At 66.6% G+C, this 12,391-nt stretch carries 10 protein-coding genes; 7 read left to right on the forward strand and 3 right to left on the reverse strand.

What is annotated here, in order from left to right:
- Positions 1-16: 16 nt before the first annotated feature.
- On the forward strand, positions 17-1,312 hold the full coding sequence (locus tag ATE67_RS08255) for an acyl-CoA dehydrogenase family protein (protein ID WP_058816234.1): 1,296 nt from the start codon (positions 17-19) through the stop codon (positions 1,310-1,312).
- Between the two features lie 183 nt (positions 1,313-1,495).
- Here the strand turns inward: ATE67_RS08255 and ATE67_RS08260 are convergent, their stop codons facing one another.
- Positions 1,496-2,242, reverse strand: coding sequence for a class I SAM-dependent methyltransferase (locus ATE67_RS08260; RefSeq protein ID WP_058816235.1), 747 nt, complete (start codon positions 2,240-2,242; stop codon positions 1,496-1,498).
- Positions 2,243-2,378: 136 nt separating this feature from the next.
- Here ATE67_RS08260 and ATE67_RS08265 point away from each other — a divergent pair, with 136 nt between their 5' ends.
- Together ATE67_RS08265 and ATE67_RS08270 are read left to right on the forward strand one after the other, a co-directional pair.
- Complete coding sequence (locus tag ATE67_RS08265; protein ID WP_058816236.1) at positions 2,379-4,118, forward strand: N-acyl-D-amino-acid deacylase family protein; 1,740 nt, start codon at positions 2,379-2,381, stop codon at positions 4,116-4,118.
- 79 nt (positions 4,119-4,197) lie between these two features.
- Positions 4,198-5,205 (forward strand): zinc-dependent alcohol dehydrogenase family protein, encoded by a 1,008-nt coding sequence (locus ATE67_RS08270; RefSeq protein WP_058816237.1) that lies wholly within the window; start codon positions 4,198-4,200, stop codon positions 5,203-5,205.
- Between the two features lie 4 nt (positions 5,206-5,209).
- On the opposite strand, the gene ATE67_RS08275 is transcribed toward ATE67_RS08270, so the two are convergent.
- Complete coding sequence (locus ATE67_RS08275; RefSeq protein WP_058816238.1) at positions 5,210-6,556, reverse strand: hypothetical protein; 1,347 nt, start codon at positions 6,554-6,556, stop codon at positions 5,210-5,212.
- The gene (gene nhaA / locus ATE67_RS08280) at positions 6,553-7,788 is read right to left on the reverse strand and encodes a Na+/H+ antiporter NhaA (protein ID WP_058816239.1); all 1,236 of its coding nucleotides are present in this window, start codon (positions 7,786-7,788) and stop codon (positions 6,553-6,555) included. Before nhaA ends, ATE67_RS08275 begins: the two co-directional genes overlap by 4 nt.
- Before the next feature lie 113 nt (positions 7,789-7,901).
- On the opposite strand from nhaA, the gene ATE67_RS08285 reads away from it, so the two are divergent.
- From ATE67_RS08285 to ATE67_RS08300, 4 genes are all read left to right on the forward strand, one after another.
- Complete coding sequence (locus tag ATE67_RS08285; RefSeq protein WP_082660273.1) at positions 7,902-9,368, forward strand: glycosyl transferase family protein; 1,467 nt, start codon at positions 7,902-7,904, stop codon at positions 9,366-9,368.
- Between the two features lie 383 nt (positions 9,369-9,751).
- Complete coding sequence (locus tag ATE67_RS08290) at positions 9,752-10,531, forward strand: hypothetical protein (protein ID WP_156416953.1); 780 nt, start codon at positions 9,752-9,754, stop codon at positions 10,529-10,531.
- A 105-nt stretch (positions 10,532-10,636) separates the two neighbouring features.
- Complete coding sequence (locus ATE67_RS08295; protein ID WP_058816242.1) at positions 10,637-11,545, forward strand: sulfite exporter TauE/SafE family protein; 909 nt, start codon at positions 10,637-10,639, stop codon at positions 11,543-11,545.
- On the forward strand, positions 11,542-12,309 hold the full coding sequence (locus tag ATE67_RS08300) for a TIGR02186 family protein (protein WP_058816243.1): 768 nt from the start codon (positions 11,542-11,544) through the stop codon (positions 12,307-12,309). The genes ATE67_RS08295 and ATE67_RS08300 overlap by 4 nt, the downstream gene beginning before the upstream one ends.
- The last annotated feature ends 82 nt before the right edge of the window (positions 12,310-12,391 follow it).

The raw sequence follows: 12,391 nt of genomic DNA on the forward strand, positions 1-12,391 counted from the left end.
AGCGGGAGAGACGATCATGGATTTTGCGGTTCCGGCCGATTTGCAGGCCTATCTGGACGAGCTCGACGCCTTTATCGAAGCCGAGATCAAGCCGCTGGAAGAGGCCGACGACAATATCCGCTTCTTCGATCATCGCCGCGAGCATGCGCGCACCGACTGGGACAATCAGGGCCTGCCGCGGCACGAATGGGAACAGTTGCTCCGTCAGGCTACGCGCAAGGCCGATGCCGCGGGCCACTGGCGCTTTTCGGCGCCGAAGAAATATGGCGGCAAGGACGGCAGCAATCTGTGGATGGCCGTGATCCGCGAGCATTTCGCGGCGAAGGGCCTCGGCCTCCACAACGACCTCCAGAACGAGCACAGCATCGTCGGCAACTTCCCCTTCGTCGAGATGTTCGAACAGTTCGCGACGAGCGAGGAACAGAAGCAGGAATTCATCCTCGGCGGCTTCGAAGGCAAGCGGCGCACCGCCTTCGGCCTCACCGAACCCGACCATGGCAGCGACGCGACGCATATGGAAACGCGCGCCGTCCGCGAGACCCGCGACGGCGTCGACGGCTGGCTGATCAACGGCCGCAAGATGTGGATCACCGGCATGCACGTCGCGACCCACTGCGCCACCTTCTGCCGCACCGACGGCAAGGACGGCGATGCCAGGGGCATCACCTGCCTGCTCGTGCCGACGGGGACGCCGGGTATGACGGTCGACGAATATATGTGGACCTTCAACATGCCGACCGACCATCCGCGCATGACCTTCGACAATGTCTGGGTGCCCGACAGCGCGCGATTGGGCCCCGAAGGCGGCGGCCTGTCGATCGCGCAGAGCTTCGTCCACCAGAACCGCATAAGGCAGGCGGCGTCGTCGCTCGGTGCGGCGGTCTTCTGTATCGAGGAAAGCGTGCGCTACGCGAGGGAACGCAAGCCGTTCGGCGAGGCGCTGGCCAGGAACCAGGCGATCCAGTTCCCGCTCGTCGAACTCGCGACCCAGGCCGAAATGCTCCGACTGCTGATCCGGAAAACCGCGTGGGACATGGACAACACGCCGCACAAGGAGATCGAGCGCACGCTCTCCGACAAGGTCAGCATGTGCAATTACTGGGCGAACCGCCTCTGCTGTGAAGCCGCCGACCGCGCGATGCAGGTGCATGGCGGCATCGGCTATTCGCGGCACAAGCCCTTCGAACATATTTACCGCCACCACCGCCGCTACCGCATCACCGAGGGCGCGGAGGAGATCCAGATGCGGAAGGTCGGGGCGTATCTGTTCGGCTATCTGGGGCCGCGGCGCGAGACACTGGGCAGGATCTGACGCCGAAGCTCTGCTTTGGGGTGGGGAACGGACGGTTGCCACCTTCGTCATCCCGGACTTGATCCGGGATCCACGACGACGGCGCGGTTATGGATCCCGGATCAAGTCCGGGATGACGAAGAAGACATTCTCCCCATGGCTGCGCCACCGGGAGGATCCATATCTGCAACCGGTCGAAACCGCTCAGCCCGGCTTGCGAAAACGCAGCGCGAACTGGTCGGTCTTGCCGCGGATCGCGGGGTCGAAGACGTTTGCGGTGCGCGGGTCGTCGGCGCGGCGGTAGAGGTCGCTTTCGGCCTCCAGCTTGAATCCCGCCTTGGTCAACGCCGCGACCACCGCCGCCTTGTCGATGCGGTGCAGGCTGTCGGCCAGCGTCGTGCCGGTGCCGTCGGCGGCGCTGTGATCGACGATCACCAGCGTGCCGCCAGGCTTGAGCGCCGCGAACAGCGCCGCGCTCGCCTTGTCGCCGGTGCCTTCGGGGAACGGTTTCAGATAGAGGTCATGGAAATTCTGGACCGTGATGATGGCGTCGAGCGGCGCGGGGAAGGCGGGGGCCGCGAACGGCCCCGCGACCGCGTCGACATTGGCATAGGCCGCGTCGACCGCGGCCTGGTCGGTGCCATATTGCGCCTTGAACTGGATGAATTCTGCGGGTTGGAAAGCATACACCGTGCCCGTTGGTCCGACCGCGGCCGCGAGCAGCCGGGTCACATAGCCGCCGCCCATGACGAAATCGCCGACCCGTTCGCCGGGCGCGATCTCGGCAAAGGCAAGCAGCTCGGCGGGTTTGCGCGCTGCGTCGCGGTCGCGGTCGGCGGCGGGGCGCGCCGGATCGGCGAGCGCCGCGGCATAGTTCGGGGCGGCGTCCTTGGCGACCAGCGGGGTCGCCGAAACGGCGAGGAGCAGGGCGAGGGCAAGCGGACGGATCATGGCATCGACTCCCTTGGTGTGTCGCACCGCTATAACAGCATCGCCGCCGCCGCGCCCCTTTATTTGCATATCGCGATTTTGATGATAGGTTTCTTCGTGAAACTAAAAATACAGAACAAGATTCGGGAGAGTCGGCATGCATGATCTGGTGATACGCGGCGGCACCGTCGTCGATGGGTCGGGCGGCGCGCCCTTTGTGGCGGATGTCGCGATCGATGGCGATCGCATCGTCGCGGTGGGCGAAAATCTCGGCGCCGGGCGCGAGGAGATCGACGCCGGCGGCAAGATCGTCACTCCCGGCTTCGTCGACGTCCACACCCATTATGACGGGCAGGCGACCTGGGACGCCGAGATGGCGCCGTCGAGCTGGCACGGCGTCACCACCGTCGTGATGGGCAATTGCGGCGTCGGCTTCGCGCCCGCCAAGCCCGACCGCCACGAATGGCTGATCTCGCTGATGGAGGGGGTCGAGGACATCCCCGGCACCGCGCTGGCCGAGGGCATGTCGTGGGACTGGGAAACCTTCCCCGAATATATGGACGCGCTCGAAAAGCTGCCGCGCACCGTCGATGTCGCGTGCCATGTGCCGCACGGCGCGGTGCGCGCCTATGTGCTCGGTGACCGCGAGAAGCCCGGCGCGATCCCGACCGAGGCCGACATCGCGGAGATGTCGCGCATCGTCGAGGAAGGCGTTCGCGCCGGCGCGCTCGGCTTCTCGACCAGCCGCACCGTGCTCCACAAGTCGATCGACGGCGAACTCGTCCCCGGCACCACGGCGACGCCTGAGGAACTGATCGCGATCGGCCGCGCGATGGGGCGCGTCGGTTACGGCGTGTTCGAAATGGCGAGCGACCTGAAGCGCGAGTGGAACGAGTTTCAGTGGATGGGCGATTTGAGCCGTGAAACCGGGCTGCCGGTGACCTTCGCTGCATTGCAGTCGATCGCCAAGGAACTGCCGCTGGAAGAGCAGATCGAGGAAATGCGCCGCCAGAATGCGAGCGGCGCCAACATCGTCGCGCAGATCGCGCTGCGCGGCAACGGCATCATCATGGCGTGGCAGGGGACGGTGCATCCCTTCCGCTTCAAGCCCGCGTGGGAAGAGATCATGGACCTGCCGTGGGCGCAGCAGCTCGCGAAGTTGAAGGATCCGGCGTTCAAGCAGCGCATGATCGAAGAGGCGAATGTCTGGCCCGAAAGCGATATCCTCGACTTCCTGATGGTCGTCGCCGAGGGCTGGCCGGTCCATTTCGAAATGGACCCCGACTTCAATTACGAGCCGAAGATGGACGAAAGCATCATGGCGCGCGCCGCCGCGGCGGGCGTGTCGCCGGCCGAATATGCCTATGACCTCCTCATGAAGGACGATGGCAAGGGCTTCATCTATTTCCCGATTTTGAACTACCGCGACGGCAACCTCAACTTCCTCGAGGATTTGCAGGCGGCCGACGACACCGTGAACAGCCTGTCCGACGGCGGCGCGCATTGCGGGACGATCTGCGACGCGGCCAGCCCGACCTTCATGCTTCAGCACTGGGTACGCGACCGCGCCGGCAAGCGCATCGCGCTCGAACATGCGGTGAAGCGCCAGTGCCGCGATACCGCCTTGCTCTATGGGCTGGAAGATCGCGGCGTCCTCGCGCCGGGCTATCTCGCCGACCTCAATGTCATCGACATGGATCAGCTTAAGCTCGGCAAGCCGTGGCTCGCCTTCGACCTGCCCGCGGGCGGCAAGCGCCTGCTGCAAAAGGCCGACGGCTATGTCGCGACGGTCAAGTCGGGCGTCGTCACCTTCAAGGATGGCGAAATGCAGGGCCCGACCCCCGGCGGTGTGATCCGCGGGCCCCAGCGCGTCGAACTGGCGATGGCGGCGGAATAGGCGGGTCGGCCCTATCGTCCGTTCGACACGAACGGGACCTGGTCGAACCTCGAACCGTCATTCGCTCGGGAGAGAATATTTGAAAGCCATCCAGCTTCGCGCCCCCGCCTCGCTCGACAATCTGACGCGCACCGATCTTCCCGACCCCGGCGATCCGGGGCCGGGCGAAATCCGGGTACGGCTTGCAGCCTCTTCGCTCAACTTTCACGACTATGCGGTCGTGACGGGGATACTCCCCGCTGCGGACGGGCGGATCCCGATGTCCGACGGCGCGGGGACGGTCGAGGCGGTGGGCGAGGGCGTCACTCAGTTCAAACCCGGCGATACGGTGGTGTCGATATTCTTTCCCGACTGGATCGACGGCGCGCCGCCGGCGACGGCGTTTCGCGGCGTGCCGGGCGACGGGATCGACGGCTATGCGCGCGAAGCGGTGGTGACGCCGCAGCATTGGTTTACCCAGGCTCCGACGGGCTATGATGCCGCCGAGGCCGCAACCCTGACCTGCGCCGGGCTGACCGCATGGCGCGCGCTGTTCGTCGACGGCGATACCCGGCCGGGATCGACCGTGCTGGTGCAGGGCAGCGGCGGGGTGTCGGTGTTCGCGCTGCAATTCGCCAAGGCGGCGGGCGCGCGGGTGATCGCGACCAGCTCGTCCGATGCCAAGCTCGAACGGCTGAAGGCGCTCGGCGCCGATGAGACGATCAACTACAAGGAGGTGCCCGCGTGGGGCGCGAAGGCGCTGGAACTGACCGGCGGCGTCGGGGTCGATACCGTCGTCGAAATCGGCGGCGCGGGCACGCTCGACCAGTCGATGATCGCAACGCGCGTCGGCGGCCATGTCTCGCTGATCGGTGTCCTGACGGGCTTTGCCGGGCCGGTGCAGACCGCGCTGCTCATGGCCAAGAATCTGCGCGTGCAGGGGCTCACGGTCGGCAGCCGCCAGCAACAGCTCGCCATGATCGCTGGGATCGAGGCGAACGGCATTCGCCCGATCATCAGCGACCATTTCCCGTTGGAAAATCTCGCCGACGCGTTCCGCCATCAGGCCGCGAGCGCGCATTTCGGCAAGATCGTCGTCGATATCTAGCCGCTCAACGCCCGAGCAAATCCGAAGGCAGCGTCGGCTCGCTGACGATCTTCGCCATGCGGCGCCACATTTCCTCGCGGCTCGGCTTGCCGCGTTCGATGGCGGCGCGCACCAGCTGCTCGCCGAGGCCGTAGTTGATCACATAGCTGCGATATTGTTCGGTGAAGCGCACCGACTGGTCGGCGCGCTGGGGCGACACGAGCAGATATTTCTCGGTCAGGGCGACCGCGGTCGGCCGGTCGATCGCGCCGTCGAGATATTGCTGCGCGATCGTCAGCCGGGCGCCCGAGATCGCCTTGATGGCTTTCAAAAGCTGCCAGTAGCGGTCGTCGGTCGGCGGCGCGATTCCGGCGAGCGGGATCAAGATATCGCGCTCTGTGTCGGCCTTGCTGTTGCCTGGGAAGGCGAGGTCGATCCCGTAATTCGCGCTGCCCTCGGCGATCAGGCTTTGCGGGCTGTAGAGCGGATAGACGCTGAACTCGCTCCACCCGCGCTCGCGCACCAGCTTTTCCTCGAGCTTCATGTTGAGCAGATGATGCCCCGGATAGCCCTCGTGACACCCGAGGTCGAGCGCGCGCGACAGCCGGATCGGCAGATCGGTGTTGACCTGGATCAGGCTGTGATAGGCCCCCTGGTAGTAATTATAGCCGCTCCAGCTCTTGCCCGTCACGAACTCCAGCCGGAAGCTTTCGTCCGCGGGCATCGCAATCTGCGCCGCGCTGCGGCCGCGGCAGCGCGCGATCGCGACGTCGAAGACCTTCTGCAGCCGGTGCTTGGGGATGGTAAAGCCGTCGAGATAGGCCTCGACGCGCGTCGCGAGCGGACCGTCGCCGGGGACCAGCGCCTCGATCGCGGCCAAGCCTTCGTCATAGCTTGCCAGCGGCTTCAGCCGTGGGCGGATGCCGAACAATCGCTCGGCCTCGTCGGCGAAGGCGAAGCGCGTGCCCTGCATCATCAGCAGGCGCGTCTCGGCGGCGCGGAGCTGCGCGCGAAGGAAGGCGGCGCGGCGGCGATCGAGCGGATCGGAGAGTCGCCGCGCCGCGCCATCGGTGCGCGCCATCAGGTCGCGCGTCGCGGCGAGCAGCGCCGCCTTGTCGCGCGGCGCCGCCTCCGCCGCAGTTTTCGCTGCGGCGGAGCCGTAATAGGCATCGATATAGCCGTCCTCGTGCGTCCCGATTTCGAGGCTGAGGCGCACATAGTCGGCGGCGATGGCGTTCAGCGCTTCCGCCGAAACGGGAGTACGGCGGACCTCGACCGAGGCGATGCCGGTGGCTGCATTGGGCCGCTTCGTCTCGGTCGTGGCGCAGCCTGCCAGCGCCAGCGCGATCAGGACAGCACCGGTCCGGGTCATGCGATCACCTCATCCTCATTCGTCTCGTCGACCCCGGGGACGCGATATGGCGGAGCGAATCGCAACATCGCAAATCCCGTCAGCGCGGCGGCGAGCGATCCCATCAGAACGCCGATCTTTGCCTCGTCGATCAATTCGGGCGAGCCCGGGAACGCAAGCCCCCCGATGAACAGGCTCATCGTAAAGCCGATGCCGCAGAGAACGGCGACGGCATAGATTTGCAGCCAGGTCGCCCCGCGCAGCTTGTCAGCGATGCCGAACTTCACCGCCAGCCAGATGCTGCCGAAGATGCCGATCTGCTTGCCGAAGAACAGTCCCGCGGCGATGCCGAGCGGCAGCGGCGCGAAAAGCTGGTCGATGCCGAGACCGCGCAAGTCGACGCCGGCATTGGCGAAACCGAACAACGGCACGATCGCAAAGGCGACCCACGGGTGCAGACCATGCTCGAGCCGGTGAAGCGGCGACGTGGGGCTGTCGGGCGCGCCCGGCGTGCGTTCGACGGGGATCGCCATCGCTGCGACCACGCCGGCGATCGTCGCATGAACGCCCGACAGCAAGGTCGCGTACCAGAGCGCGGCGAACAGCAGCAGATAGACGGTCAGGCTTTTGACGCCGCGCCGGCCCAGGAGCAGCATGACGCCGAACAGCGCCGTCGCAGCCGCGAGCGCCGCGACGTCGATCTTGGCCGTGTAGAAGAGTGCGATGATCGCGACCGCACCCATGTCGTCGACGATCGCGACCGTGACGAGGAACAGCTTGAGCGATGCCGGCGCGCGCTTCCCGAGCAACGCCAGCACGCCCATGGCGAAGGCAATGTCGGTCGCGGCCGGGATCGCCCAGCCTTGCGCGAGGCCGGGCGTACCGCCGGCGATCGCCATGTAGAGGATCGCGGGCACCGCCATCCCCGCCGCCGCGGCGATCATCGGCAGGCGCCGCCGGTCCCAGCTTGCCAGCTCGCCATCGACGAACTCGCGCTTGATCTCCAGCCCGACGAGCAGGAAGAAGACCGCCATCAGCCCGTCGTTGATCCACAGATGGACAGTCATCGGGCCGAGCTTGTCGGACAGTGTCGGACCGGTCGCCGCATGAATTACATGCTGATAGGTTTCGCCAAACATGCTGTTCGCGACAATCATCGCCAATATGGCTGCGAAAATCAGCAGCAGCCCGCCTGCGCTTTCGCTCTCGAAAAAGTCGCGCAGGGCGGATCGGGGCGCAGAAACGCTGGGCATAGAAAAGATTTTCGTCCGTTTTGGGTCAGGCTTTCGGGATCTTACTAGCCTTCACTGCTCGCGCCGTCACCCTTTACAAAAATTGTGTCGATATTACCGAATGACCCCGACCGATGGCGGGGCGCCATCGAGAGGGGGCGACGCGCGGGGTGGAGCTGTCGATCGCATCGCTGGAGTGGCTGGTGCTGGGCGCCGGTCGCGAACTGATGCTGTTTGCATCGGTCGGCATCCTGCTGTTCGGAATCGACGATCTGCTCTTCGATGGTCTGTGGATCGCGACGAACGGCCGCGACCGACTGGTCGATCTTGGTCTGAACAAGGAGCAACCGCTGGCTGGAAAGTTGGCGATCTTCATTCCGGCGTGGAAGGAGGCGGCCGTTCTGCCAACGACGCTGTTGCGCTCGCTGGCGGCCTGGGATGACGATGATTTTCGCATCTATATCGGCTGTTATCCCAACGACGCCGCGACGTTGCTCGCGATATCGCCGCTGGCAGCATCCGACCCGCGGCTCCGCCTGGTGATCGGCGCCGCGGACGGCCCCACGACGAAGGGCGACAATCTCAACCAGATGTGGGCGGCGCTGTGCGCTGACGAGCGCGCCGAGGGGTTTCGCGCCTTGGGCGTCATCCTCCATGATGCCGAAGACCATGTGCATCCTTACGAACTCGCTCTCTATCGCCGCACCCTCGACGGCCATGCGATGGTCCAGATCCCGGTCGTCCCCTTTGTCGATCAGGGTGCCACCTGGATCGGGGGTCATTATTGCGATGAGTTTGCCGAAGCCCATGGCAAGGAGGTCGTGCTTCGCTCGCGGCTGGGCCTGCCGATCCCATCGGCAGGCGTCGGCTGCGCGCTGGCCCGCAGCACCGTCGCCCTGCTGGCGATCGAACGCGGTGGCGATCCCTTTCGGCCAGACAGCCTGACCGAGGATTATGAGTTGGGCATGTTGATCGGCGCCTATGGCCTGTCGGCCCGGTTCGTCGATGCGATCGGACCCGATGGGGATCGAATAGCATCGCGCGGGGCGTTCCCGATCACGGTGGAAACCGCGGTGCGACAAAAGTCGCGGTGGATTGCGGGTATCGCGCTTGCGGCCTGGGATTCGCTCGGTTGGATCGACCGGATACGCAGCATACAGGATGGCGGTCGTCCCAATATCTGGCTGACGCGCTGGATGCTCTGGCGCGACCGACGCGCACCCTTGGCTGCGATCGTGCTGCTGACCGCCTATGTCGCGTTGGTTCTGACGATGCTGGGCGTTGCGGGGACGCAGTGGCTGGGATGGGCGATGCCAACGCCGGGAGAGGCGATCCGTACGCTGTTCCTGGTCAACGCGGTGGTTCTGCTCTGGCGGCTCGGCATGCGCGGATATTTCACCGCCCGCTGGTACGGGCCTCGGCAGGCGCTGCAGGCGCTGCCGCGCGCCTTTCTCGGCAATGTCATCGCGATACTCGCCGCGCGCCGGGCGGCTTCGCTCTATTGGACCATGCTCCGATCGGGCAAGGTCGTGTGGGACAAGACCGAGCATTTCCATCGCGCGCCGCTGACCGAGCCGCTGCCATCGCGGGCGACCGAGTGATCATCGGCGTACGCGTCTTGCTGCCGGCCGGAACCGAAGCGCGGGCGTTTCGCTTTTTGGCGCTGTGTCTGGTCGGATGGATCGGCGTGCGCGCTTTGGCGCTGTGGGATTCTGCGGCGCTGATGGCTGCGCCCGCGGGTGTAGCGTCGGTGTGGGCGCCTCCACCGCGGGCCTTCGCAGCGCCGCCACCTCCTTTGGTGACCTCCGCCCGCGCCGGAGACGGGCCGCTGGCGCGCCAAGCCTTTGCCATGTCGGCGCCTCCCTCCATGCCGGCAAACCGTCGCGGCGCGCGCCCAGCCGTCGCCGCCGGCGACGATGGCCGGATTGGCGGGGAGCCCTCGATGGCCGGTGGCGGTAGTCGGCACAGCTTGCGCTTGGCTTTGATGGCACGCCTGTTCCCGGCCGCCAGTCAGTCGAGCGGGGCCTTTTCCGGCCGTGAAAGCGTCTGGGCGGCCGGCATGCCCGCCGCTGCGGCAGCGCCCGGCTATGCGGAGCCCTTCTGGATGAACCGGCGGCTCGGTGGCTGGTCGCTGGGAAGCTGGCTCTATCTGCGCCAGGGATCCAATCGGACGCCGGGCAATATCGTGGCGGGCGGTCAACTGGGAGGCTCACAGGCTGGAATGCGGCTGGCCTACGGCTTCGGGGACGCCGGGCGCGTGCGGGCCTATGGCCGGGCGACGGTAGCGATCGAGCAGCCGCGCCAGCGCGAGGCCGCGTTCGGCGTCGCTTTCGCGCCGGTCCGGCGCTGGCCGGTCGACATTGCGGTGGAGCAACGCGTTGCGCTCGGCGACCAAGGGCGGACCGCGCTCGCCGCGCTGGCGAGCGGCGGCGTGGGCGATGTTCCGGTAGTGGCGGCGTTCCGGCTCGAGGCCTACGCCCAAATGGGCGTGGTCGGCCTCCACCGCCGTGACGGCTTTGCCGACGGGGCCGTCGTGATTGATCGCCGGTTGGGCAAGGACGAACGGTCGCCGCTGCGCCTTGGCGCGCTGGCGGCCGGAGCGATCCAGCCCGGCGCGTCGCGCGTCGATATCGGGCCGCGGTTGACCGTGAAGCTTCCCGAAGTCGGACAGGGCGCGCGGATCGCGCTCGACTGGCGGCAACGGGTGGCCGGCAACGCGCGCCCCGAAAGCGGCGTTGCGTTGACCCTGGCGGCCGATTTCTGACGCCGGGAAATTTAGGTGCCTCAGCCGATTCCCCGACCCGCAAAAATACTCTAGGGTCATGGGACTCGGCGCAGTTTTGCGCCGCAGACGCATGTTTCGGGGCTCATGGACCTTTACCTTCCAGTCGCCAATCTGTCGGTCAACGCGCTGGTCATCATCCTGCTCGGCGGCGGGGTCGGTTTCCTGTCGGGCATGTTCGGGGTCGGCGGCGGCTTCCTGACGACGCCGCTGCTGATCTTCTATGGTATTCCGCCGACGGTCGCGGCGGCGTCGGCCGCGACGCAGGTCACCGGCGCCAGCGTCTCGGGCGCGCTCGCGCATTTCGAGCGCGACGGGGTCGATGTGCGCATGGGCGCTGTGCTGATCGCCGGGGGGCTGCTCGGCTCGCTGATCGGCGCCGGGCTGTTCGAGCTGCTCACTGCCTGGGGCCAGATCGATACGACGATCAACGTGCTGTATGTGGTGTTGCTCGGTTCGGTGGGCACCATGATGGCGCGCGAGGCGGCGCTCGCGCTGCGCGCCGTGCGCGCCGGACTGCCCGCCCCGGCGCGCAAACGCCGTCATCACCCGATGGTCGCCAGCCTGCCGCTGCGCTGGCGCTTCTATCGCTCGGGCCTCTATATCTCGCCGCTCGCGCCGCTGCTGCTCGGCATGGCGGTCGGCGTGCTGACGATGCTGCTCGGCGTCGGCGGCGGGTTCATCATGGTGCCGGCGATGCTTTATCTGCTCGGCATGGGCACGCAGGTCGTGGTCGGCACGTCGCTGTTCCAGATCCTGTTCGTGACGATCGCCACGACGATGGTCCACGCGATGACGACCGGCGCGGTCGACATCGTGCTCGCCGGGCTGCTGCTGCTGGGCAGCGTCACCGGCGCGCAGTTCGGCGCGCGCTTTGCGCAGAGGGTGAAGCCCGAGTATCTTCGCCTGGCGCTCGCGGCGATCGTACTGCTCGTCGCGCTGCGCATGGGGGTCGGCCTCTTCATCCGCCCCGACGAGATCTACACGGTCCAATGAGGCTGCTCCGCCCCTCGATGATCGGGCTGGGGCTGCTGTTCGCAAGCTGCGCCCAGGCTGCCGACCCGCGGCTCGTGCCCGATGTGTCGAGCCGCGCGATCGACATCCAGTACAGTTTCACCGGCGAGGAATTGCTGCTGTTCGGCGCGATCCTCTATCCCGACCAGCGCCTGCCCGACCAGCGCGCCGACATCGTTGTCGTCCTGAAGGGACCGGTGCGGCCGATCATCCTGCGCGAAAAGCGCCGCGTCGCGGGCATGTGGGTCAATGCGAACAGCATTCGCCTGCGCACCTCGCCCGGCTTTTACGCGATCGGCTCGTCGCGCCCGATCGACAAGCTGGTCGACGAGCGGACCGCGGCGATCTTCGAGCTCGGCCTCGCCAATCTGTCAATGTCTCCGACCGGCTTTTCGGAGGCGCGGAAGCTCGAGCGCTTCGAACAGGGGCTGATCGACCTCTATCGCCGCAGCGGCCTCTTTTACGAGAACCCCAAGGCGGTCGAGATTACCGAGGGCGTGCTCTACCGCGCGCGCATTCCGGTGCCGGCGCGCGTGCCCGTCGGTACCTATCGCGCCGAAACCTATCTCATCAGCCGCGGCCGCGTACTCGCGGTCGCCTCGCGCGACGTCCAGATCCGCAAGGCCGGGTTCGAGCGTTTCGTCGCGCTCGCGGCCCAGCGGCACGGCTTCCTCTACGGCCTCAGCGCCGTCGCGCTGTCGCTGATCCTCGGATACGGCGCGTCGGCGGTTTTCCGTCGCCGGTAGGGATGATGAATCGCGCGTATAAGCGCTTTGTTTACCCTCGTCTGCGATACCCTCGCCGGGACACAAAAAAGGCGGGGCTCTT

Origin of the sequence: Sphingopyxis sp. H050 (genome assembly GCF_001468265.1) — a bacterium.
In the GTDB taxonomy this organism is placed as follows: domain Bacteria; phylum Pseudomonadota; class Alphaproteobacteria; order Sphingomonadales; family Sphingomonadaceae; genus Sphingopyxis.